Annotated in this window: 29 protein-coding genes and 1 pseudogene; 24 read left to right on the plus strand and 6 right to left on the minus strand. The window is 66.5% G+C overall.

Going from position 1 to position 19790, the window contains the following annotated elements:
- The first annotated feature begins 2 nt into the window (after nucleotides 1-2).
- The 23 genes and pseudogenes from rpl4p (at nucleotide 3) to secY (ending at nucleotide 12474) form a co-directional block, all read left to right on the plus strand.
- Complete coding sequence (gene rpl4p / locus LT974_RS11850; protein ID WP_232587856.1) at nucleotides 3-755, plus strand: 50S ribosomal protein L4; 753 nt, start codon at nucleotides 3-5, stop codon at nucleotides 753-755.
- Nucleotides 752-1006: a 50S ribosomal protein L23 gene (locus tag LT974_RS11855; RefSeq protein ID WP_232587857.1), complete on the plus strand. Its 255-nt coding sequence runs from the start codon at nucleotides 752-754 to the stop codon at nucleotides 1004-1006. The genes rpl4p and LT974_RS11855 overlap by 4 nt, the downstream gene beginning before the upstream one ends.
- 2 nt (nucleotides 1007-1008) lie before the next feature.
- Entirely contained in the window at nucleotides 1009-1731 is a 723-nt protein-coding gene (locus LT974_RS11860; protein ID WP_232587858.1) for a 50S ribosomal protein L2, read from the plus strand.
- A 2-nt stretch (nucleotides 1732-1733) separates the two neighbouring features.
- The gene (locus LT974_RS11865; RefSeq protein WP_232587859.1) at nucleotides 1734-2156 is read left to right on the plus strand and encodes a 30S ribosomal protein S19; all 423 of its coding nucleotides are present in this window, start codon (nucleotides 1734-1736) and stop codon (nucleotides 2154-2156) included.
- A gap of 3 nt (nucleotides 2157-2159) precedes the next feature.
- The gene (locus tag LT974_RS11870; protein ID WP_232587860.1) at nucleotides 2160-2636 is read left to right on the plus strand and encodes a 50S ribosomal protein L22; all 477 of its coding nucleotides are present in this window, start codon (nucleotides 2160-2162) and stop codon (nucleotides 2634-2636) included.
- Nucleotides 2636-3622 carry a 30S ribosomal protein S3 gene (locus LT974_RS11875; protein ID WP_232587861.1) on the plus strand — a complete coding sequence of 329 codons (987 nt, stop codon included), beginning with the start codon at nucleotides 2636-2638 and terminating at the stop codon, nucleotides 3620-3622. The genes LT974_RS11870 and LT974_RS11875 overlap by 1 nt, the downstream gene beginning before the upstream one ends.
- Nucleotides 3622-3834 (plus strand): annotated as a pseudogene (gene rpmC, locus LT974_RS11880) (50S ribosomal protein L29); the annotation flags it as partial. The gene LT974_RS11875 and the pseudogene rpmC, both read left to right, overlap by 1 nt.
- 67 nt (nucleotides 3835-3901) lie before the next feature.
- Entirely contained in the window at nucleotides 3902-4291 is a 390-nt protein-coding gene (locus LT974_RS11885; protein ID WP_232587862.1) for a ribonuclease P protein component 1, read from the plus strand.
- Nucleotides 4282-4632, plus strand: coding sequence for a 30S ribosomal protein S17 (locus tag LT974_RS11890; RefSeq protein WP_232587863.1), 351 nt, complete (start codon nucleotides 4282-4284; stop codon nucleotides 4630-4632). The genes LT974_RS11885 and LT974_RS11890 overlap by 10 nt, the downstream gene beginning before the upstream one ends.
- A complete protein-coding gene (locus LT974_RS11895) occupies nucleotides 4632-5030 on the plus strand; it encodes a 50S ribosomal protein L14 (protein ID WP_230889553.1) in 399 nt (132 codons plus the stop codon). Before LT974_RS11890 ends, LT974_RS11895 begins: the two co-directional genes overlap by 1 nt.
- Nucleotides 5031-5032: 2 nt before the next feature.
- Nucleotides 5033-5389, plus strand: coding sequence for a 50S ribosomal protein L24 (gene rplX / locus LT974_RS11900; protein ID WP_232587864.1), 357 nt, complete (start codon nucleotides 5033-5035; stop codon nucleotides 5387-5389).
- Complete coding sequence (locus LT974_RS11905) at nucleotides 5386-6105, plus strand: 30S ribosomal protein S4e (protein WP_232587865.1); 720 nt, start codon at nucleotides 5386-5388, stop codon at nucleotides 6103-6105. The genes rplX and LT974_RS11905 overlap by 4 nt, the downstream gene beginning before the upstream one ends.
- On the plus strand, nucleotides 6102-6626 hold the full coding sequence (locus tag LT974_RS11910; protein ID WP_232587866.1) for a 50S ribosomal protein L5: 525 nt from the start codon (nucleotides 6102-6104) through the stop codon (nucleotides 6624-6626). The genes LT974_RS11905 and LT974_RS11910 overlap by 4 nt, the downstream gene beginning before the upstream one ends.
- Nucleotides 6623-6778 carry a 30S ribosomal protein S14 gene (locus LT974_RS11915; protein WP_230889557.1) on the plus strand — a complete coding sequence of 52 codons (156 nt, stop codon included), beginning with the start codon at nucleotides 6623-6625 and terminating at the stop codon, nucleotides 6776-6778. The genes LT974_RS11910 and LT974_RS11915 overlap by 4 nt, the downstream gene beginning before the upstream one ends.
- A gap of 2 nt (nucleotides 6779-6780) precedes the next feature.
- Complete coding sequence (locus LT974_RS11920) at nucleotides 6781-7173, plus strand: 30S ribosomal protein S8 (RefSeq protein WP_058984019.1); 393 nt, start codon at nucleotides 6781-6783, stop codon at nucleotides 7171-7173.
- A 2-nt stretch (nucleotides 7174-7175) separates the two neighbouring features.
- Complete coding sequence (locus LT974_RS11925; RefSeq protein ID WP_230893239.1) at nucleotides 7176-7712, plus strand: 50S ribosomal protein L6; 537 nt, start codon at nucleotides 7176-7178, stop codon at nucleotides 7710-7712.
- Nucleotides 7713-7715: 3 nt separating this feature from the next.
- Entirely contained in the window at nucleotides 7716-8429 is a 714-nt protein-coding gene (locus LT974_RS11930; RefSeq protein ID WP_232587867.1) for a 50S ribosomal protein L32e, read from the plus strand.
- Nucleotides 8426-8875 (plus strand): 50S ribosomal protein L19e, encoded by a 450-nt coding sequence (locus LT974_RS11935; protein WP_232587868.1) that lies wholly within the window; start codon nucleotides 8426-8428, stop codon nucleotides 8873-8875. The genes LT974_RS11930 and LT974_RS11935 overlap by 4 nt, the downstream gene beginning before the upstream one ends.
- A complete protein-coding gene (locus LT974_RS11940) occupies nucleotides 8875-9432 on the plus strand; it encodes a 50S ribosomal protein L18 (RefSeq protein ID WP_232587869.1) in 558 nt (185 codons plus the stop codon). Before LT974_RS11935 ends, LT974_RS11940 begins: the two co-directional genes overlap by 1 nt.
- Nucleotides 9429-10067 carry a 30S ribosomal protein S5 gene (locus tag LT974_RS11945; RefSeq protein WP_232587870.1) on the plus strand — a complete coding sequence of 213 codons (639 nt, stop codon included), beginning with the start codon at nucleotides 9429-9431 and terminating at the stop codon, nucleotides 10065-10067. Before LT974_RS11940 ends, LT974_RS11945 begins: the two co-directional genes overlap by 4 nt.
- Nucleotides 10067-10531 carry a 50S ribosomal protein L30 gene (gene rpmD, locus LT974_RS11950; protein ID WP_232587871.1) on the plus strand — a complete coding sequence of 155 codons (465 nt, stop codon included), beginning with the start codon at nucleotides 10067-10069 and terminating at the stop codon, nucleotides 10529-10531. The genes LT974_RS11945 and rpmD overlap by 1 nt, the downstream gene beginning before the upstream one ends.
- 2 nt (nucleotides 10532-10533) lie before the next feature.
- A complete protein-coding gene (locus tag LT974_RS11955) occupies nucleotides 10534-10995 on the plus strand; it encodes an uL15m family ribosomal protein (RefSeq protein ID WP_230889565.1) in 462 nt (153 codons plus the stop codon).
- Between the two features lie 3 nt (nucleotides 10996-10998).
- On the plus strand, nucleotides 10999-12474 hold the full coding sequence (secY, locus tag LT974_RS11960) for a preprotein translocase subunit SecY (protein WP_232587872.1): 1476 nt from the start codon (nucleotides 10999-11001) through the stop codon (nucleotides 12472-12474).
- 126 nt (nucleotides 12475-12600) lie between these two features.
- Here secY and phoU read toward each other — a convergent pair whose 3' ends face one another.
- The 5 genes from phoU to LT974_RS11985 are packed head-to-tail and all read right to left on the minus strand — an operon-like array spanning nucleotide 12601 to nucleotide 18117.
- Complete coding sequence (phoU, locus tag LT974_RS11965) at nucleotides 12601-13275, minus strand: phosphate signaling complex protein PhoU (protein ID WP_232587873.1); 675 nt, start codon at nucleotides 13273-13275, stop codon at nucleotides 12601-12603.
- 5 nt (nucleotides 13276-13280) lie between these two features.
- Entirely contained in the window at nucleotides 13281-14186 is a 906-nt protein-coding gene (gene pstB / locus LT974_RS11970; RefSeq protein ID WP_232587874.1) for a phosphate ABC transporter ATP-binding protein PstB, read from the minus strand.
- Nucleotides 14179-15783: a phosphate ABC transporter permease PstA gene (gene pstA, locus LT974_RS11975; RefSeq protein ID WP_232587875.1), complete on the minus strand. Its 1605-nt coding sequence runs from the start codon at nucleotides 15781-15783 to the stop codon at nucleotides 14179-14181. The genes pstB and pstA overlap by 8 nt, the downstream gene beginning before the upstream one ends.
- Nucleotides 15783-16916: a phosphate ABC transporter permease subunit PstC gene (pstC, locus tag LT974_RS11980; protein WP_232587876.1), complete on the minus strand. Its 1134-nt coding sequence runs from the start codon at nucleotides 16914-16916 to the stop codon at nucleotides 15783-15785. Before pstC ends, pstA begins: the two co-directional genes overlap by 1 nt.
- Before the next feature lie 49 nt (nucleotides 16917-16965).
- Nucleotides 16966-18117, minus strand: a complete 1152-nt coding sequence (locus LT974_RS11985; protein WP_232590257.1) for a PstS family phosphate ABC transporter substrate-binding protein — start codon at nucleotides 18115-18117, stop codon at nucleotides 16966-16968.
- Nucleotides 18118-18280: 163 nt separating this feature from the next.
- On the opposite strand from LT974_RS11985, the gene LT974_RS11990 reads away from it, so the two are divergent.
- Nucleotides 18281-19504 carry an ABC transporter substrate-binding protein gene (locus tag LT974_RS11990; RefSeq protein WP_232587877.1) on the plus strand — a complete coding sequence of 408 codons (1224 nt, stop codon included), beginning with the start codon at nucleotides 18281-18283 and terminating at the stop codon, nucleotides 19502-19504.
- Here the strand turns inward: LT974_RS11990 and LT974_RS11995 are convergent.
- Nucleotides 19488-19652 carry a hypothetical protein gene (locus LT974_RS11995; protein WP_232587878.1) on the minus strand — a complete coding sequence of 55 codons (165 nt, stop codon included), beginning with the start codon at nucleotides 19650-19652 and terminating at the stop codon, nucleotides 19488-19490. The genes LT974_RS11990 and LT974_RS11995 overlap by 17 nt on opposite strands.
- Nucleotides 19653-19790 lie beyond the last annotated feature (138 nt).

Here is a 19790-nt window from a genome sequence, read left to right on the forward strand (position 1 = left end):
CTATGCAGGCAACTGTACGCGACCTGAACGGCGACGACGCCGGGACGCTCGACCTGCCGGACGTGTTCTCGGAACCCGTCCGACCAGACCTCGTCAAGCGTGCCGTCCTCGCCGCTCAGGCCAACCGAACCCAGAAGCACGGCTCCGACGAGTACGCGGGCCTGCGCACTTCCGCCGAGTCCCACGGTAGCGGACGCGGCATGGCTCACATCCCGAAGACGGAGGGTCGTGGCGCGCGCGTCCCGCAGACCGTCGGCGGTCGCAAAGCGCACCCGCCGAAAGCCGAGAAAGACCCGGGTCTCGACGTCAACGACAAGGAGCGGAAGGCGGCCGTCCGGAGCGCCATCGCGGCGACCACGGACGCCGACGCCGTCGCCGAGCGCGGCCACGCGTTCGACGCCGACACCGAACTCCCGCTCGTCGTCAGCGACGACTTCGAGGACCTCGTGAAGACCCAGGACGTCGTGGAGTTCCTGGAATCGGTCGGCGTCCACGCGGACGTCGAGCGCGCCGACGACGGACGCAACGTCCGCGCCGGCCAGGGGACGCTCCGCGGCCGGAAGTACCAGGAGCCCTCGTCGCTTTTGGTCGTGACCTCCAGCGAGACCGGGCCGTCGAAGGCGGCACGGAACCTCGCGGGCGTCGACATCGCGACGGGCCGCGAAGTCAACGCCGAGGACCTCGCGCCGGGTGCCGAGCCCGGCCGGCTAACCGTCTGGACGGAGAGCGCCGTCGAGGAGGTGGCCGACCGATGAGCGGCATCATCGACTACCCCATCGTGACCGAGAAGGCGATGGACGAGATGGACTTCCAGAACAAGCTCCAGTTCGTCGTCGACATCGACGCCGCCAAACCCGAGATTCGCGACGCCATCGAAGCGCAGTACGACGTGACAGTCACGAACGTGAACACGCAGATCACGCCGGAAGCCAACAAGAAGGCGACCGTCACGCTGTCCGACGAGGACGACGCACAGGACGTCGCCTCCCGCATCGGGGTGTTCTGAACATGGGACGAAGAATTCAAGGCCAACGACGCGGCCGCGGTAGTTCGACGTTCCGCGCGCCGTCCCACCGGTACAAGGCAGAGCTCTCGCACCGCAAGACCGAGGAGACCGACGTGCTGGCCGGCGAGGTCGTCGACATCGAACACGACCCCGCCCGCAGCGCGCCGGTCGCGAACGTCGAGTTCGAGGACGGCGACCAGCGCCTCGTGCTCGCCAGCGAGGGCGTCGCCGTCGGCGACACCCTCGAAGTCGGCATTTCGGCGTCCATCGAGGAGGGCAACACGCTGCCGCTCGGGGAGATTCCCGAGGGCGTGCCCATCTGTAACGTCGAGAGTCAGCCGGGCGACGGCGGCAAGTTCGCTCGCGCGAGCGGGGTCAACGCCGACCTCGTCACGCACGAGCGCGACGCCGCGGTCGTGCAGCTGCCCAGCGGCGAAGTCAAGCGGCTCTCGCCGGACTGCCGCGCCACCATCGGCGTCGTCGCCGGTGGCGGTCGCACGGACAAGCCGTTCGTGAAGGCAGGCAACAAACACCACAAGATGAAGACCCGCGGCGGCAAGTGGCCCATCGTCCGTGGTGTTGCGATGAACGCCGTCGACCACCCGTTCGGTGGCGGCGGCCGCCAGCACCCCGGCCGACCGAAGAGCGTTTCGCGTAACGCGCCGCCGGGCCGGAAAGTCGGCGACATCGCCTCCAAGCGCACTGGCCGCGGAGGCAACAAGTAACCATGAGTACGGAATACCGAACCGGCCGCGAGGGTGAGTTCACCTACCGCGGCTACGACCTCGACGAACTCCAGGGGATGAGCCTGGACGAAGTCGCGGAACTGCTCCCCGCACGCCAGCGGCGAACCATCACCCGTGGGCTGTCCGACGACCACCAGAAGGTGCTCGAGGAAGCCCGCGAATCGGAGCCCGAGGAGACGGCAAACGACCCCATCCGGACGCACCTGCGCGACATGCCGGTGCTGCCGGAGTTCGTCGGGCTGACGTTCGCGGTGTACACCGGACAGGAGTTCGAACGCGTCGAGATTCAGCCCGAGATGATCGGGCACTACCTCGGCGAGTTCCAGCTCACACGAAACTCGGTCGAACACGGGCAGGCGGGCATCGGCGCGACCCGCTCCTCGAAGTTCGTGCCGCTCAAGTAAACTATGGGAATCAGCTACAGCGTGGACACCGACCCGGACGCCACCGCGAAAGCGATGCTCCGGGAGCGGCCCATCAGCCTGAAGCACAGCAAAGCCATCGCCCGCGAAGTCAAGGGCAAGACGGTCGCCGAGGCACGCGAGTACCTCGACGCCGTCATCAACGAGGAGCAGTCCGTGCCGTTCAAGCAGCACAACAGCGGCGTCGGTCACCGGAACGACATCGAAGGCTGGGACGCCGGACGGTACCCGGAGAAGGCCTCGAAGGACTTCCTGAAGCTCCTCGAAAACGTGGCGAACAACGCCGACCAGCAGGGCTTCGACGCCGACCAGATGGTCATCGAACACGTCGCCCCGCACAAGGTCGACGAGAGCCGCGGCCGCAAGCCCCGCGCGATGGGGAAGGCGGACCCGTGGAACACGACCCTCTGTGACGTCGAACTCGTGGTCGTCGAACCCGACGTTGAGGAGGTGAGCGCGTAATGGCCGACGAGATGGAGTTCATCGAGCAGGGCCTCCAGCGCTCCCAAATCGACGAGTTCTTCGCCGAAGAGCTGGCGCGCGCCGGCTACGGCGGCATGGAACTCGCCCCGACCCCGATGGGCATGCAGATCGTCCTCAAGGCCGAGAAGCCCGGGATGGTCATCGGCAAGGGCGGGAAGAACATCCGGAAGATCACCACCCAGCTCGAGGAGCGATTCGACCTGGAGGACCCGCAGATCGACGTGCAGGAGGTCGACGAACCCGACCTGAACGCACAGATCGTCGCGGACCGCCTCGCGAACGCGCTCGAACGCGGCTGGTACTTCCGGAAGGCCGGACACACGACCATCGACCGCATCATGGAAGCCGGCGCACTCGGCGCCGAAATCGTCCTGAGCGGGAAGGTCACCGGCAACCGTGGCCGCGTCGAGAAGTTCAACCGCGGCTACATCAAGCACAACGGCGAGCCCGCCGAGGAAATCGTCGACCACGGCAAAGGCGTCGCCGTGATGAAGCTCGGCACCATCGGCGTGAGTGTCAAAATCATCCCGCCGGAAGCGAAGCTCCCCGACGACTTCGAGATCCACGAGGACGCCGACATCGAGGACCTCATCGTCGAGGAAGAGGAAGCCAGCGAGGAGCTCGAAGAGCTGCTCGAAGGCGAAGACGAGGAAGTCGAGGCCGGCGGTCCCGAGGGCGAGGTGCCCGCGGACGCGGCCGAGACCGACGCGGCCGACGAGGCCGCCGTCGAGGAGATCGTCGAAGAGGACATCGAGGTCGAGGAGGGCGCCTCCGAGACCTCGCCGCCGGACACGGACGCGGACGTCGAGGAGGACCTCGACGAACTCGCCGCCGACGTGGAAGCCGAGGCCGAGGACGTCGACACCGAGGACTTCGACGAGCTGGAGTCCGACGCGGAGGAGACCGCCGAAGAACTCCTCGAAGAGATGGAGTCCGAAGAAGAGTCCGAGGAGGGTGAGGAATAATGGCGATTCTCCACACCGAAGAGATTCGGGACATGACCCCCGCGGAACGCGAAGCAGAGCTCGAAGACATCGAGACGGAGCTGCTGAACGCCAAGGCCGTCAAGGCCGCTGGCGGTGCCCCGGACAACCCGGGCCGCATCGGCGAACTCCGTCGTACCGTCGCGCGAATCAAGACGATTCAGCGCGAGGAAGGGGACGTGCAAACGTCCGAATCCGCGAACGGCGGAAGCCGCGAGCGAGGCGACCTCGAAGCAGCAGCGGAAACGGAGAGCGAATAAGATGCAAGTGACGCCCGAGACACTGCCACGGCACGAACTCGTCGGCCTGCACGCGCGGGTCGTCGAGTCGACGGACCCGTCGCGGGTCGGCATCGAGGGCGAGGTCGTCCGCGAGACGATGCGGACACTCGTCATCGACAGCGAGGAGCCACGCTCCTCGGACAGCGACTCGGGCGTCAAACAGGTCCCCAAGCGGGGGGCGAAATTCGAGTTCCGACTCACAGATGAAGCTGCGGCGTCCGCGAAGGACGCCGGGACCGCGTCTCAACCTGCAGGTGGCGAGAGCCAAACCACTGGCGAGGGCGCGGCCTACGTTACGGTGGATGGGGTCGAGTTGCTCTCACGACCCGCTACACGCTCCGAAACCGGAGTTGATTCGAAATGGCGATAGGACTGAACGTAACAGAACCGGAAGGCACGTGCTCCCACGAGGACTGCCCGTTCCACGGAAATCTTTCCGTGCGCGGCCAGGTCATCGAGGGTGAAGTGGCTTCCACCGACATGGACAAGACCATCGTCGTCGAGCGCGAATACGACGTATTCGTGCCGAAGTACGACCGCTACATGAAGCGGCGGTCGCGCGTCCCGGCACACCAGCCGGACTGCCTCGACGTTGAGGTTGGCGACACGGTCAGTATCGCAGAAACCCGACCGCTCTCGAAGACCAAATCCCACGTAGTCGTCGAATGCGTGGCTTCCGACGAAGCCACGGTCGACGGAGGTGACGCCTGATGGAAGCCATCAAGGCAGACGTCACGCAGGGTCTGGAGAAGGGCTCGCTCATCAACTGCGCCGACAACACTGGCGCACGCGAGCTCAAAATCACGAGCGTCAAGGGATACCAAGGAACCAAGAACCGCCACCCGAAGGCCGGGCTGGGCGACACCATCACCGTTTCGGTGACCAAGGGGACGCCGGAGATGCGTCGCCAGGTCCTCGAAGCGGTCATCGTGCGCCAGCGCAAGCCCATCCGACGGCCGGACGGCACGCGCGTGAAGTTCGAGGACAACGCCGCGGTCATCATCGACGACCTCGGTGAGCCTCGCGGGACCGAAATCAAGGGTCCGATTTCGCGCGAAGTGGCGGAACGGTACGGTACCATCGCGAGTACCGCCACGATGATTGTATAGACATGAGCAAACAACCACACAAACAGCGAAACCGCACGGAGCGCGCGCCGCTTCACGAGCGACACAAGCAGGTGCACGCGACGCTGTCCGACGACCTCCGCGAGGAGTACGACCAGCGACGCGTTCGCGTCAACGTCGGCGACACCGTCGAAGTGATGCGCGGCGACGACGCCGGCGAGACCGGAGAGGTCGTCGACGTCGACCTGCGCGACGAGACCGTCAGGGTCGAGGACGTCACCGTGGAGAAGGCCGACGGCGAGGAGCTGCCCAAGCCCCTCGACGCCAGCAACCTCCGCGTCACCGAACTCGACCTCGAAGACGACGTGCGCGCCGCGCGGCTCGAAGGTGACAACGAATGACGAACCACCAGAAGCGACTCTCGGTACCGAAATCCTGGCCGGTCGAGCGGAAGACGGCGAAGTTCACCGCGAAGGCTGGGGCTGGTCCGCACGGCGAGTCGGGCGTACCGCTCGTCGTCGTGCTTCGGGACGTCCTGGGCTACGTCGACGACACCAGCGAAGCGCAGTACGCCATCAACACCGACGGCGTGCTCGTCAACGGTGGCTCGGTCGGCGACGTCAACCGCCCCATCGGGATGTTCGACATCCTGGCGTTCCCCGAGCGCGACGAACACTACCGGGTCTTCCCCGACGAAGGGGGCCGACTCGGGCTGACGCCCATCGACGCGGACGCGGCGGACAGCAAGCTCAGCAAGGTCGAGGACAAGACCACCGTCTCCGGCGGGCGAACCCAGCTGAACCTCCACGACGGCACGAACCTGCTCGTCGAGGAGGACGTCTACAGCGGGGACGACTCCATCGTCGTGGACAACGAGTCCAGCGACGTCGTCGCCCACTTCGAGTACGGCGAGGGCGCGCTGGTCACCGCAGTCGCGGGCCAGCACGCCGGCGACATCGGCCGCATCGACGAGATTTCGGTGCAGCCGGGTAGCGCCGACAACACCGTCTACGTGGAGACCGCCGACGGGAGCTTCGAGACGGTCGAACAGTACGTCGTCGTCATCGACGAGCAGTTCGTCGAGGACGACGCCGACCTCCCGGGTGATGGCGAATGAGCGAGACTGAAGCCGACTTCCACGAGATGCGCGAGCCGCGCATCGAGAAGGTCGTCGCCCACATGGGCGTCGGCCAGGGTGGTGTCGACCTCCAGAACGCCGAAGGCATCCTCGAGGAGATTACGGGCCAGCAGACGGTCCGGACCACCGCCAAGCGCACCGAGCCCGAGTTCGGTATCCGCGAGGGCGACCCGATCGGCGCGAAGGTCACGCTCCGCGGCGAGGACGCGTACGACTTCCTCGACCGGGCGCTCCCGAACGTCGACCTGGCCGAGCGCCAGTTCGACGACACGGGGAACGTGAGCTTCGGCATCGAAGAGCACACCGACTTCCCGAGTCAGGAGTACGACCCCGACATCGGTATCTACGGCCTCGACGTGACCGTGAACCTCGTGCGCCCGGGTTACCGGGTCGCGAAGCGCGACCAGGTCAGCCGCCAGATTCCGTCGAACCACCGACTCAACCCCGAGGACGCAGTCGCGTTCCTCGAAGCGAACTTCGACGTGGAGGTCAACGAATGAGCGAGAGCGAACAAGCAGAAGAAACGGGCCAGACACACGAGTGTCGGCGCTGTGGCCGCGAACAGGGCCTCGTCGGCAAGTACGACATCTGGCTCTGTCGACAGTGCTTCCGGGAGATTGCCCGTTCGATGGGCTTCAAGAAGTACAGCTAACAATGACGGCAAACGACCCCCTGTCCGACGCGGTCTCCGGCATCGACAACGCCGAGAGCGTCGGGCACCTCACGCACACAGTAGAGCCCGCCTCCAACATGGTCGGCTCCGTCCTCGAGGTCTTCTACGACCGCGGGTACATCGACGGCTTCGAGTTCGTCGACGACGGGAAGGCCGGCAAGTTCGAGGTCGAACTGAAAGGTGCCATCAACGAGTGTGGCCCCGTGAACCCACGGTACTCCGTGGCAGCCGACGGGTACGAGAAGTGGGAGAAGCGCTACCTCCCCGCCCGTGACTACGGCGCGCTCGTCGTCACGACGAGCCACGGCATCATGAGTCACTACGAGGCCCGCGAGAAGGGCATCGGTGGCCAAGTGATCGCGTACGTATACTAATCATGGCACGAGTCGAAATCGAAATTCCGGACGACGTGACGGCGGAGGTCGACCACCTCGACCTCACCGTCGAAGGCCCCGAAGGGTCCGTGTCGCGCCGCCTCTGGTATCCGGACGTCAGCGTCTCCGTCGAGGACGACGCCGTCGTCGTGACCAGCGACGTCGACGACGCGAAGACGCTCTCGACGGTCGGTACCTTCGAGAGCCACGTGGAGAACATGTTCCACGGCGTCACCGAGGGCTGGGAGTACCAGCTCGAAGTGCACTACTCTCACTTCCCGATGCAGGTGGAAGTCGAGGGCGGCGAAGTCGTCATCCAGAACTTCCTCGGCGAGAAGGCTCCGCGACGGACGCCCGTTCGCGGCGACACCGAGGTTTCTGTCGATGGCGAGGAAGTGACGCTCAACGGCCCGAGTATCGAGGACGTCGGCCAGACTGCGGCCGACATCGAACAGCTCACGCGCGTCACCGACAAGGACACGCGCGTGTTCCAGGACGGCGTGTACATCGTCGAGAAACCCACGAAGGGAGGTGCCTGATAGATGGCAGAAGAGAACAACGACACGCCAGAGACGCTGGAAGACATCTCGGGCGTCGGCCCCTCGAAGGCGGAAGCGCTCCGCGAGGCCGGCTACGACACCGTCGAGGACATGCGGGCAGCGAGCCAGAGCGAACTCGCGGACGTCTCCGGCATCGGCAACGCGCTCGCCGCGCGTATCAAAGCCGACGTCGGCGGTCTCGAAGTCGAAGCGGAGACCGAAGCCGAAGTCGAGGAAGCCGCACCCGAGGAAGCGGAAGCCGAGGAGGAAGTGGAGACGGAGCTCCGTCCCCGCGGCCTCACCGAGAAGACGCCGGAGCTCAGCGACGACGAGCAGCGCTTGTTGAACAAGCGCCGTCGCGAGGGCAAGCCGCAGTTCAACCGGCAGGACTACCACAAGAAGAAGCGGACCCCGAAGTCGTGGCGCCGCCCGAAGGGCACGCTGTCCAAGCAGCGCCGCGGCGTGAAGGGCAAGGGTGACACCGTCGAGGCTGGCTTCCGGACGCCGGAAGCGATTCGCGGCAAGCACCCCAGCGGTTTCGAGGAAGTCCGCGTGCACAACACGGACGACCTCGACGGCATCGACCCGGACACGGAGGCAGCCCGCATCGCCTCGAAAGTTGGCGCACGCAAGCGCGAACGCATCGAGGAGCAGGCCGAAGAAGCGGACATCCGCGTCCTGAATCCGACCTACGTCGAAGTGGAGGTTGACCAATGAGCGACCTGAGCGCACAGAAGCGACTCGCGGCCGACGTCCTCGACGTCGGGAAGAACCGCGTCTGGTTCGACCCCGAGGCGCAGGCCGAAATCGCGGACGCGATCACCCGAGAGGACATCCGCGAGCTCGTCGACGAAGGGACGATTTCGGCAGAGGAAAAGCACGGAAATTCGCGCGGTCGCGCACGCGAGCGCGACGAGAAGAAGGCCTACGGACACCAGAAGGGTCCCGGCTCCCGCAAAGGGAAGTCGGGCGCTCGTGAGAACGAGAAGCAGTCGTACATGGGCCGGATTCGCGCGCAGCGGCGGACGCTCCGGGAACTCCGCGACGAAGGGACGATTACCCAGAGTCAGTACCGGAAGCTGTACAACATGGCCAACGGTGGCGAGTTCGACAGCGTCCGACGCCTCCAGAAATACGTCGAAGAACACTACGGTGATAGCTAATGGCGACAGGACCACGATATAAGGTACCGATGCGGCGCCGCCGCGAGGTCCGGACCGACTACCATCAGAGGTTGCGCCTCCTGAAGTCAGGGAAACCTCGGCTCGTTGCTCGGAAGAGCAACAAGCACGTCACGGCGCAGCTGGTCGCGACCGGCCCCGACGGCGACGAAACGATCGCGAGCGCACACTCCAGCGACCTCGAAGAGTACGGCTGGGAGGCTCCCACGGGGAACCTGCCGGCAGCGTACCTGACGGGGCTGCTCGCCGGAGTGCGCGCACAGGACACTGACGCGGACGAGGGCGTGCTCGACATCGGCCTCAACACCGCGACCCAGGGTTCGAAGGTGTTCGCAATTCAGGAGGGCGCAATCGACGCCGGCCTGGACGTTCCGCACAACGACACAGTCTTCGCGGACTGGTCGCGGACGCGCGGCGAACACGTCGCGGAGTACGCTGAGTCTCTCGACGAGCCGCTGTACAGCGGCGAGTTCGACGCAACGGAGCTTCCCGAGCACTTCGACGAAGTGCGGGAGGCCATCTTGGAGGACAACGAATGAGCTACAACGACACCTGGGAACCGAAGACACGCCTGGGTCGCCTCGTCAAGGACGGCGACATCGACTCGATGTCCGACGCCCTCGACAGCGGACTCCCGCTCAAGGAGCCGGAGATCGTCGACAACCTGCTGCCGGGACTCGACGACGAAGTGCTGGACATCAACATGGTCCAGCGCATGACCGACTCCGGTCGACGCGTGAAGTTCCGCTGCGTTGTCGTCGTCGGCAACCGCGACGGCTACGTCGGCTACGCGGAGGGCCGCGACGACCAGGTCGGCGGCGCCATCCAGAAGGCGATCGAGGTCGCGAAACTGAACATCATCGACGTCTCCCGCGGCTGTGGGTCCTGGGAGTGTGGCTGTGGGCGCGCCCACACCGTCGCACTCAAGACGACCGGGCAGGCCGGGAGCGTCGAGGTCGAACTGATTCCCGCGCCGCGTGGCCTCGGCCTCGCGGGCGGCGAGACCGTGCGCCACGTCCTCGACCTCGCAGGTATCGATGACGTGTGGACGCGCTCCTCGGGGAAGACCCGGACGACCGTGAACTTCGCGAAGGCGACGTTCAACGCGCTCCGGAAGACCGCGGAAGCCCGCGTCCCTCAGCACGCCCACGAGCAGCGTGAGGTGATCGAGTGATGCAGGCAGTCGTCCAACTGCGCGGCGAGGTCAACATCAGCGAGGACGTCGTCGACACGTTCGAGATGCTGAACATCCACAGCGTCAACCACTGCGCGCTCGTCCCCGAGACGGACGCGTACGAAGGGATGGTCGCGAAGGTCAACGACTTCGTCGCGTTCGGCGAACCGAGCCGCGAAGTGCTCACCGACCTCATCGAAGCCCGCGGCGAGCCCGAGACGGGCTCCGCGGACATCGACGACGAGTGGGTCGCCGAGAACACCGAGTACGACGACGTCGCCGACTTCGTGGGCGCGCTCCTCGACGAGGAGACGACGCTCCGCGACGCCGGCCTGGCACCCGCGCTCCGTCTGCACCCGCCGCGTGGCGGCCACGACGGCATCAAGAAGCCGGTCAGTGACGGCGGCCAGCTCGGCAAACACACCACCGAGGAGATCGACGACCTCCTCACCGACATGCACTAACTATGACGAGCAAGAAACGACGACAGCGCGGCTCCCGCACGCACGGCGGCGGTACACACAAGAACCGGCGCGGTGCCGGGAACCGCGGTGGCCGCGGCCGGGCGGGTCGCAAGAAGCACGAGCAACACAACTACGAGGACGTCGGCAAGTCCGGCTTCAAGCGCCCGGAGAAGACCGACCGTGACGTCCGCGAGGTCTCCGTCCAGAAGCTGGACGAGGACATCGCGCTGCTCGCCGCAGACGAGGTCGCCGAGGAGACGGAGTTCGGCTACCGCGTCGACGCCCGCGACGTCGCCGAGGACGGCTGGGAGGCCGACGTGGTGAAAGTACTCGGTGGCGGACAGGTCCACGAACAGCTCGAAGTGACGGCGGACGCGTTCTCCGCGGGTGCCGTCGAACTCATCGAGAGCGAGGGCGGCGACGCCGTCGTCTCCGAGCGCGGTACCGAGGACAGCGAGGAGTAACCCATGGGATGGAAGGAGACTGCCGCACCGGTCCTCACGCGGATGCCCGCAGTCCAGCGTCCGGAAGGACACGTGCCGTTCCGCCGCAAGATGTACTGGACGGCCGGCGTGCTCGTCCTGTACTTCTTCCTGACGAACGTCACGCTCTGGGGGCTGGACACCGGCACGAGCCAGGACCTCTTCGGTCAGTTCCGGAGCCTGCTCGCCGGTGGCCAGGGTACAGTGCTCCAGCTCGGCATCGGTCCTATCGTCACGGGGAGCATCGTTCTCCAGCTGCTCGGCGGGGCGAACCTGCTGGGGCTGGACACGAACGACCCCCGGGACCAGGCGATCTATCAGGGCCTCCAGAAGCTGCTGGTGGTCGTGATGGTGTTCCTGACGGGCATCCCGATGGTGTTCTTCGGGAACTTCCTGCAGCCCAGCAGCGCGCTCGCGCAGACGCTCGGCGTCGGTTCGCTGGGCGTACAGGTGCTGTTGTTCGCCCAGATTGCCGCCGGTGGCATTCTCCTGTTGTTCATGGACGAGGTCATCTCGAAGTGGGGCGTCGGCTCCGGTATCGGCCTGTTCATCGTGGCAGGCGTGAGCCAGAGCCTCGTCGGCGGGTTCGTCTTCTGGGAGGGACAGTTCCCGAACCAGGGACTCATCCCGAACTGGATCTCGCTGGCGCTGGGTAACGTCTCGAACATCCCGCCGCTGCTCTCGGTCGACGGGTTGTCGTTCCTGCTCATCCAGGGCGGCGTCCTCGGGCTGTTCACGACGCTGCTCATCTACGTCACCGTCGTGTACGCCGAGAGCGTTCGCGTCGAGATTCCGTTGAGCCACGCACGCGTGAAGGGCGCGCGCGGTCGGTTCCCCGTGAAGCTCATCTACGCGAGCGTCCTGCCGATGATTCTCGTTCGTGCGCTGCAGGCGAACATCCAGTTCGTCGGCCAGATTCTGAACTCGACGACGAACCTCCCGGCCTGGCTGGGTGTCTACTCCGACGGCACCGCCATCGGCGGGCTGTTCTACTACCTCTCGCCGGTGTACAACCGCGAGAGCTGGATGTGGTGGCTGGGCGGGACGCCCGCGTCCATCGAGCCGTGGCAGATCATGATCCGCATCGGGGTCGACCTGACGTTCATGATCGTCGGCGGTGCCGTCTTCGCCATCTTCTGGGTGGAGACGACGGACATGGGGCCGAAGGCCACCGCGAAACAGATTCAGAATTCGGGGATGCAGATTCCCGGATTCCGGAAGAACCTCGGGGTCATCGAGAAGGTCCTCGAACGGTACATCCCGCAGGTGACCGTGCTCGGCGGCGCGCTCGTCGGGCTGCTGGCGGTGCTGGCGAACATGCTCGGCACCATCGGCAACGTCACCGGGACGGGCCTGCTGCTGACGATATCCATCACGTACAAGCTCTACGAGGAAATCGCCGAAGAGCAGATGATGGAGATGCACCCGATGATGCGGGACATGTTCGGCGGCGGCGACTAACCTCGCGCCGAATATTGGTGGAGCGGCCACCGCTACTCGCATCGACCGCGACGCAACGACCGCACTTTTGTTTGCGTACTTCGCTGGACAGCGGCAGCGACGAACCGAAAAGAGCCTGCGGCGGCGTCAGTAGACGAGTTCCGGGTCGCTCTCGACGGCGTACAGCGTGCGCGCCGCGACGTTGACGGCGTGGTCGCCGACGCGTTCGACGTCCCGAATCGTCAACAGCAGCCGGGAGACGTCGTCCATCAGCGCTTCGGTCTGCCAGGGGTCGTCGCCGCCTTCGCGTTCGATGAGGTCGCGGACGACGCGCTCGCTGGCGGCCTGGCAGAGCGCGTCGACGTCGTCGTCGCGCTCGGCGATGTCGTAGCAGGCGTCGGTGTTACTGTCGGCGTACGCGTCGAGGGCGTCCGCGACGAGGTCGCGGGCGTCCCGGCCGACGTCGACGACGTCCACGTCTACACGGCGGGCGTCGTCGGCGGCGAGCGCGTACCGGCCGAGATTCGTCGCGAGGTCGCCGACGCGTTCGAGGTCGGTGAGAATCTTGAACGACGCGGCGACGAACCGGAGGTCGCCGGCGACGGGCTGCTGGAGCGCGAACAGGTCGATGCACTCGCTCTCCAGGGCGAGGTAGCGCTCGTTGACTTCGTCGTCGCCGTGGATGACGGCCCGCGCGAGGTCGTCGTCGCCGTGTTCGAGCGCGTCGAGGCCGTCGTCGAGGCGACCCAACACGAGGTCACCCATCTCGGAGACGCTGGCGCGCAGGTCGTCGAGGGACTGCTGGAACTCCTCGCGTGGCAAAGTAATCACCCGAACTTGCCGGTGATGTAGTCCTCGACGCGCTGGCTCTCGGGGTCCTCGAAGATTTGGTCGGTGTCGCCGTACTCCACGAGCTCCCCGCCCGTGAGGAAGACCGCGGTCTGGTCGCTGATGCGGGCGGCCTGCTGCATGTTGTGCGTGACGACGACGACCGTGTAGTCCTCGGCGAGTTCCTCGATGAGGTCCTCGATTTTCGCGGTCGCAATCGGGTCGAGGGCCGAAGCGGGTTCGTCCATCAGGATGACGTCCGGGTCGACGGCGAGACAGCGCGCGATGCAGAGGCGCTGTTGCTGCCCGCCCGAGAGCCCGAGAGCGTTGTCGTCGAGGCGGTCTTTCACCTCGTCCCACAGCGCCGCGCGCTCGAGCGCGCGCTCGACGAGCGCCTGCTCGTCCTCGCGGTCGTCGCGGCCGAGCAGGCGCGCGAGCAAGCCGGTGTCGAGGTCGCCGTGCTTGCGGGGGCCGTAGGAGATGTTGTCCCGGATGGACTTCGGGAACGGGTTGGGCTCCTGGAACACCATGCCGATGCGCTTGCGGAGTTCCACGAGGTTGACGCCGTCGGTGTAAATCTCCTCGCCGTCGAGTTTCACGGAGCCCTCGATGCGGGCGCTCTTCACGCGGTCGTTCATGCGGTTCAGACACCGCAGGAACGTCGACTTCCCGCAGCCGGAGGGTCCGATGAGCGCGGTGACGCTCTCCTCGGGGACGTTCAGGGAGACACCCTGGAGGGCTTGCTCGTCGCCGTAGTAGACGTCGAGGTCCTCGACGGCGAGTTTGGCGTCGCCGTCGAATTCGTACTCGGTCCACTCCTCGCGGACCTGCTCGTCGCTCTCGCCGGTGGTAGTCAGTTGCTGTGCGGGCTCGCTGGGTTCGTGGACTGCTTCGGTGTTACTCATGGTGTAGCTTCCTCCGGAAGTAGAGGCGGCTGCCGATGCCGATGGCGTAGAGGCCGAGGACGACGAGCAACAGGACGAGCGCGGTCCCCCAGCCGAACTCGGTGTTGGTGAAAATCTCCTTGGGGAACACGCCCGCAGTAATCGTCGAGTACAGCTGGTAGGGGAGCGCGCTTGCGGGCGACAGCAGCGCTTCGTTGGTGACGAACGGCGGCTGGGTGCTGAACTGGAAGCTCCCGAGGACGTTCGGGTAGCTGCTGGGGTACGGCGACCCGCCGAACACCAACAGCAGCGGCGCGGTTTCGCCGGCGATGCGACCGACGCCGAGGATGACGCCGGTGATGGTGCCGGGCATCGCGGCCGGGAGCACGACGCTGCGGATGGTCTCCCACTTCGTCACGCCGAGCGCGGCGCTGGCGTTGCGGTGCTCGTCGGGCACCGCGAGGATGGCTTCGCGGCTCGTGATGAGCACGAGCGGCAACAGCATGAACCCGAGCACGAGCTGGCCGACGAAGATGGAGTTCCCGCCGCTGATGCGCGGGACGAGGAACGCCAGCCCGAACAGCCCGAACACGATGCTCGGGGTGCTCCAGAGGCCGTTGGTCGCCACTTCGACGACCTGCGTGAACCGGCCGCGTTCGGCGTACTCGGTGAGGAAGACGGCGGCCCCGATGCCGAGTGGGACGGCGAACAGGACCGCGCCGAACACGAGCCACAGCGTCCCCATGACGGCAGGGAGGACGCCGGGCACCTCGACGAAGAGGCCGCCGGTCTGGTTCAGCAGGAACGGGAACTCCGCCCACGGCACGCTGCCGACGAACGGGAGCGTGAGGTGGCCGCCCGTCAGGCTCGTGCCCGTGAGCATAGTTTCGAGGCCGTTCTTGACGATGAACGCGACGAGGAGCGCGAGCACGCCGAGCATGGCGAAGACGACCGAGCCGACGAGGTAGTACGCGCCCGCCTGGCGGCCCTCCGCGCCGAAGCCGTCCCTTGCTTTCGCGGCGCTCCACGCGCTCAGCAGCGCGCCGAAGACGACGAGCAGCGGCACGAGTTCGCTCCCGGGGAACACGGCCGACGACCACGACGGCGACCACGTCCAGCCGGCGTTGATGCCGCCGACGGCGACGTAGCCGCCGAACAACACGAGAATTGCGGCGACGGGGAGCGTCGAGCCGACGTCCTCGCGGGGGAGCACCGACACGAGGAGACCGACGATGCCGAACGCGGCGGCGACGGGGAGCCACACCGCGAGCGCGTTCCCGAGTAGTCGCGTAGCGACGAGGCCGCCGACGACCGCCCAGAGCAGGCCGAAGACGAAGCCGACCGGGAGGCCGGCGGTCGACGACGGCGTGCTCTCGAAGTATTCGAGGCGGGAGCCGACGCCGACGACAGTGAGACCGACGCCAGCCGCGACGAGGGCGACGCCGAGGAGCTTCAGGACGTGGACGCCGGCGATGGGGGCCGTTTCGTCGACCCACTGGAAGAGGACCAGCCACGACGCGAGAAACGCCAGCGCGGACACGGCGAGCACGCCGCGGGAGACGAGCGTGCTCGTCCCCGAGTCACCGGCGACGAGGTGGTTGCGCCGAACGTTGCTCATCAGCGCTCACCTCCGAGCTTCTGGTGCATCCGCCACTCGACGTACTGGGAGCCGACGCTCAACAGCATCACCATCACGAACAGCACGATGCCGCCGGCGAACAGCGCGCTCATGTGGAGGCCGCTGGCGTTCCCGCCCTCGAAGGCGATGACGGTCGTGAGCGTCTCGCCGTAGTTCGAGAACACGTCGAACACCGGCGACGGGAACCCCTTCGTGTGCGTGAGCATCACGGTCGCGGCCATCGTCTCGCCCATCGCGCGGCCGACGCCGAGCAGGACGCCCGCCGAGACGCCGGACAGCCCCGCGGGGATGGTGACGCTCTTGGTGGTCTGCCACGGCGTCGACCCCATCGCGAGCGCGCCGCTCTTGATGGACTCGGGGACGGCGTTCAGCGCGTCCTCCGCGACGGTGACGACCGTCGGGAGCGCCATGACGCCAATCATCAGACCGGCCGCGAAGTACGTCCCGATGGTCGGCGTCCGGAACTCCGCGTAGAAGTACTGGTTGAGGATGGTGAGCCCGATGAACCCGTACGTAATCGAGGGGATGCCGGCCATCAGCTCGATGCCGGGTTTGACCACTTCGCGGACGCGCCGGGGCGCGATTTCGCTGACGAACACCGCGCCCGCGATGCCGACCGGGGCGGCGACGAGCGTCGCGATGACCGTCGTCACGGCGGTCCCGACCATCATCGGCGTCAGCGAGTAGACGCCGCCCTGGTTGGACGTCCACAGCGGTTGTTCGACGCGCATGAGGACGTCGAGGCCCATGTGCGCGACGATGGGTTCGGACCGAATCAGGAGGAACGCGACGATGAGCGAGAGTATCGACACCGTCACGACGGTCGTCAGAAACGTCAACGCCTTCGCGGCCTCGGCCTGGTAGCGATACCAGCCGACGCCCATCACGACGAGGAAGGCGAGAACGGGGACGACGGTCCACGCCGAGCCGGCGAGGAACGACAGGAACGTCGCGAGCAGGGACGCGAAGACGAGCACGTGCATCACGATAGCGCCGTCCTGCGTCCGGGACCGGTAGTTGTGCGCCCACTGCCTGGTCGCTTCGACGCGCCGGGTCACGAACGCGTGGAGCCGCGTCGGCAACTTCCGCGTCCGCCCGAGTAACTGAGTCATGTGGAATAAATCGTGTGTCGAGAAGACCGCGAACGCGGCGGTCGGGGGCTTACTCGTAGTTCGACGGCGCGACCTTCTCCCGCTGGGTCTGGAGGCGGTCGTCGGGCAGCTGGAAGTAGTTGTTCGACTCGACGAACGTCTCCTGGCCGAAGTCGCTCAGCAGGAAGTTGATAAACGCGGCTTCCTTCCGGGAGGTGTCCTGCCACGTGTACGCGTGGAGGTCGCGGGACAGCGGGTAGTCCTGCGCGCCGAGGTTCTCGCCGTAGGAGTACGTGGTGCCGTCGATGACGAGGTCGAGCGGCGGCGTGCCGCCGTCGGGCTCGACGAACGCCAGCGCGATGTAGGAGATGGCGTTGTCGGCCTGCGTAATCGCCTGCTGGAGCTGCTGGTTCTGGCCGAACCGCTGGTCGGGGCTGATGGCGGCGTTCGGGTCACCGAAGACGTTCGCGCGGAACGCGGTGTCGGTCCCGGAGCCCTCAGCGCGGCCGAGCGCGAGGATGTCGCGGTCCGGGCCGCCGAGCTCCGACCAGTTCGTAATCTCCTGGCGGTAGATGGAGCGGAGTTCCTCGATGGTAATCTCGGTGACACCGGCGTCTTTGATTTCGTTGCTGACGACGATGGGCTGGCCGTCGACGCCGACCACGTGGTCGACGAAGTTGTTCAGCGTCTCCTCGGAGGGGTTGCTGCCGGCGAGTTCCGCCTGCGCGGAGGCGCTGGAGTCGCCGATGTCGACGCGGCCCTCCATGACGCCCTCGATGCCGGTGCCGGAGTGGCTGAGCGCGACGGTTGCGCGGAACGGCGGGTTCGAGCGTTCGCCGGTGGGCTCGTAGCCGTACTGGCTGGCGAAGTAGTCGGCGAGCCGCATGTCGGTGCCGTACTCGTCGGCCCACTCGGTCGGCCAGTAGTCTCCGTCGCCGGCTTCGGGGTTGGAGTTCCAGTAGCTCGCGCCGGTGTTCGTGATGGGGAACACCGTCGAGGAGCCGTCCGCGGTCAGCACGCTGGTGTCCATCTCGTTGGACTGCTCGCCGGCGGTCGTCTCCTGGTCGCTGCTCGGGTCGGCAGTGGTCGGCTCGCTGGTGTCGCCGTCGCCGTCGCCCCCACTCGAACAGCCTGCGACCGTTGCGACGCCTGCTGCGCCGGCAGTCGCGATGAATTTCCGCCGCGATACGAGGTCGGACAGACGCGTCGAATCCTGCGCCATCACGTGAACGGAAGACATTCCACTATATGAACTATAATATGAGTGATATATACGGCTGTGAGGTCGGCGTAGCCGTCTGTTTGTGAAAGTCTCCCACCGAGCGCTATATAGCCGTCCGGACGGAATCCAAACGCCTATATTTGTTTAGGCCAGCCTAAATTCCATGAGCGAGAAACGTGAGCCGTTCACGCGACGACAGTACCTCAGGGGAGCGAGCGCAACGGCTGCCGCCGGCCTTCTCGCGGGATGCACCGACTCGGGGGACAGTAACGGCGACGGTAACGGAGGCAACGGCACGACCGCGAACACCGGGACGACGAACCCCACGACGACCGACTCCTCGCTGACGGCGTCCCTCGCGCCGGTCGGCGACGTCACGTTCGACGGGCCGCCGGAGAGCGCGTTCGTCCTGTTCCCGCAGTACGCCGACATGGCCGTCGCGCTCGGGCACGGCGACGCCGTCAACTCCATCTACGTCCCGGAGATGTCGGGGACGACGATGAACCACTACTACGAGCGCCTCGACGGCGTCTCCTTCGACTGGGAAGGGCTTCCGGACCCCTTCGGAAACGGCATCCAGGAGGAGCAGCTGTACAACCTCGACAGCGACGTCCACTTCCTCGACCCCGCGTACCTCGTCACGCAGGACAACTGGTCGGTCGGGGACGCCGAGGACATCGCGGAGAGCGTCGGGCCGTGGTTCGGGAACTTCTACAGCGGCACCCACGACCAGCCGCCCGAGCAGTACCGCGACGACTACGAGTACTACACGCTCTGGGAGCTGTTCGGCCGCGTCGCCGACGTCTTCGGGGAGCGCGAGCGGTTCGAGGCGCTCCGCGAGATCCACGACGACCTCGTCGCGACCATCGAGGCCGACCTCCCGCCCGCGGAGGAGCGCCCGACCGCCGTCCGCGTGACCTACTCGCAGGGCACCTTCTACACGTACCACCTCAACAAGCCCGGCTACTGGCTGGCGGATACCCGTCCACTGGGGGCCCACGACGCGTTCGCCGACCAGGACTGGTCGAGCCTCTGGGGGTCGGTCGGCTACGAGACGATGCTCGACGCCGACCCCGACGTCGTCCTCCACCTCTGGGGCGCGACGCCGAACTACGACATGGCGTCGGTCCGCGAGCAACTCCGGAACAGCGACGCCGGCGGGACGCTGTCGGCCGTCGAGAACGACCGCGTCTACGCCTCCGGGATGCGCTACCAGGGCCCGCTGATGAACCTCTTCCAACTGGAGATGACCGCCAAACAGCTCTATCCCGACGTCTTCGGCGAGTGGCCCGACTACCAGGACGGCGACCACTACCCCGAGATTCCGGCCGACGAACAGCTGTTCGACCGCGAGCGCGTCGCCAGCATCGTCACCGACGGCGCTTGACCGCGCGGGGCGCGTTCCGGGATTCCAGCGGGACGTGCAGTTGTGCGAGCACGCGCGCGGTGCCGACGCGGTAGCTGAGGTAGGCGAACACGACGGTGACGGCGGCGACGACGCCGAGGACCATCAGGAGACGGCGGTCCAGACTCATATTCGAGAGTGGGTCCGGGGGCCACAAACGGCTGTCGGCGGCCGGAACCTCGCACCCCCGACGACGCGCGTGCGGCGCGTACGACGACGCTGGCCGTTCCGAAGCGCTATTGACGCAGGGGATTCACCTACCGGGCAT

Origin of the sequence: Halobacterium noricense, assembly GCF_021233435.1 — an archaeon.
Lineage (GTDB): Archaea > Halobacteriota > Halobacteria > Halobacteriales > Halobacteriaceae > Halobacterium > Halobacterium noricense.

Coding starts and splice junctions, on each gene's coding strand:
- pstB (WP_232587874.1), bottom strand. CDS start 14,186: ATGAGTAACACCGAAGCAGTCCACGAACCCAGCGAGCCCGCACAGCAA.
- LT974_RS11855 (WP_232587857.1), top strand. CDS start 752: ATGAGCGGCATCATCGACTACCCCATCGTGACCGAGAAGGCGATGGAC.
- LT974_RS11870 (WP_232587860.1), top strand. CDS start 2,160: ATGGGAATCAGCTACAGCGTGGACACCGACCCGGACGCCACCGCGAAA.
- LT974_RS11930 (WP_232587867.1), top strand. CDS start 7,716: ATGGCAGAAGAGAACAACGACACGCCAGAGACGCTGGAAGACATCTCG.
- LT974_RS11890 (WP_232587863.1), top strand. CDS start 4,282: ATGGCGATAGGACTGAACGTAACAGAACCGGAAGGCACGTGCTCCCAC.
- LT974_RS11925 (WP_230893239.1), top strand. CDS start 7,176: ATGGCACGAGTCGAAATCGAAATTCCGGACGACGTGACGGCGGAGGTC.
- LT974_RS11895 (WP_230889553.1), top strand. CDS start 4,632: ATGGAAGCCATCAAGGCAGACGTCACGCAGGGTCTGGAGAAGGGCTCG.
- LT974_RS11875 (WP_232587861.1), top strand. CDS start 2,636: ATGGCCGACGAGATGGAGTTCATCGAGCAGGGCCTCCAGCGCTCCCAA.
- LT974_RS11935 (WP_232587868.1), top strand. CDS start 8,426: ATGAGCGACCTGAGCGCACAGAAGCGACTCGCGGCCGACGTCCTCGAC.
- rpl4p (WP_232587856.1), top strand. CDS start 3: ATGCAGGCAACTGTACGCGACCTGAACGGCGACGACGCCGGGACGCTC.
- pstC (WP_232587876.1), bottom strand. CDS start 16,916: ATGACTCAGTTACTCGGGCGGACGCGGAAGTTGCCGACGCGGCTCCAC.
- LT974_RS11910 (WP_232587866.1), top strand. CDS start 6,102: ATGAGCGAGACTGAAGCCGACTTCCACGAGATGCGCGAGCCGCGCATC.
- LT974_RS11995 (WP_232587878.1), bottom strand. CDS start 19,652: ATGAGTCTGGACCGCCGTCTCCTGATGGTCCTCGGCGTCGTCGCCGCC.
- LT974_RS11915 (WP_230889557.1), top strand. CDS start 6,623: ATGAGCGAGAGCGAACAAGCAGAAGAAACGGGCCAGACACACGAGTGT.
- secY (WP_232587872.1), top strand. CDS start 10,999: ATGGGATGGAAGGAGACTGCCGCACCGGTCCTCACGCGGATGCCCGCA.
- LT974_RS11860 (WP_232587858.1), top strand. CDS start 1,009: ATGGGACGAAGAATTCAAGGCCAACGACGCGGCCGCGGTAGTTCGACG.
- pstA (WP_232587875.1), bottom strand. CDS start 15,783: ATGAGCAACGTTCGGCGCAACCACCTCGTCGCCGGTGACTCGGGGACG.
- LT974_RS11985 (WP_232590257.1), bottom strand. CDS start 18,117: ATGGCGCAGGATTCGACGCGTCTGTCCGACCTCGTATCGCGGCGGAAA.
- LT974_RS11865 (WP_232587859.1), top strand. CDS start 1,734: ATGAGTACGGAATACCGAACCGGCCGCGAGGGTGAGTTCACCTACCGC.
- rplX (WP_232587864.1), top strand. CDS start 5,033: ATGAGCAAACAACCACACAAACAGCGAAACCGCACGGAGCGCGCGCCG.
- LT974_RS11905 (WP_232587865.1), top strand. CDS start 5,386: ATGACGAACCACCAGAAGCGACTCTCGGTACCGAAATCCTGGCCGGTC.
- LT974_RS11955 (WP_230889565.1), top strand. CDS start 10,534: ATGACGAGCAAGAAACGACGACAGCGCGGCTCCCGCACGCACGGCGGC.
- LT974_RS11920 (WP_058984019.1), top strand. CDS start 6,781: ATGACGGCAAACGACCCCCTGTCCGACGCGGTCTCCGGCATCGACAAC.
- LT974_RS11990 (WP_232587877.1), top strand. CDS start 18,281: ATGAGCGAGAAACGTGAGCCGTTCACGCGACGACAGTACCTCAGGGGA.
- LT974_RS11940 (WP_232587869.1), top strand. CDS start 8,875: ATGGCGACAGGACCACGATATAAGGTACCGATGCGGCGCCGCCGCGAG.
- rpmD (WP_232587871.1), top strand. CDS start 10,067: ATGCAGGCAGTCGTCCAACTGCGCGGCGAGGTCAACATCAGCGAGGAC.
- LT974_RS11945 (WP_232587870.1), top strand. CDS start 9,429: ATGAGCTACAACGACACCTGGGAACCGAAGACACGCCTGGGTCGCCTC.
- LT974_RS11885 (WP_232587862.1), top strand. CDS start 3,902: ATGCAAGTGACGCCCGAGACACTGCCACGGCACGAACTCGTCGGCCTG.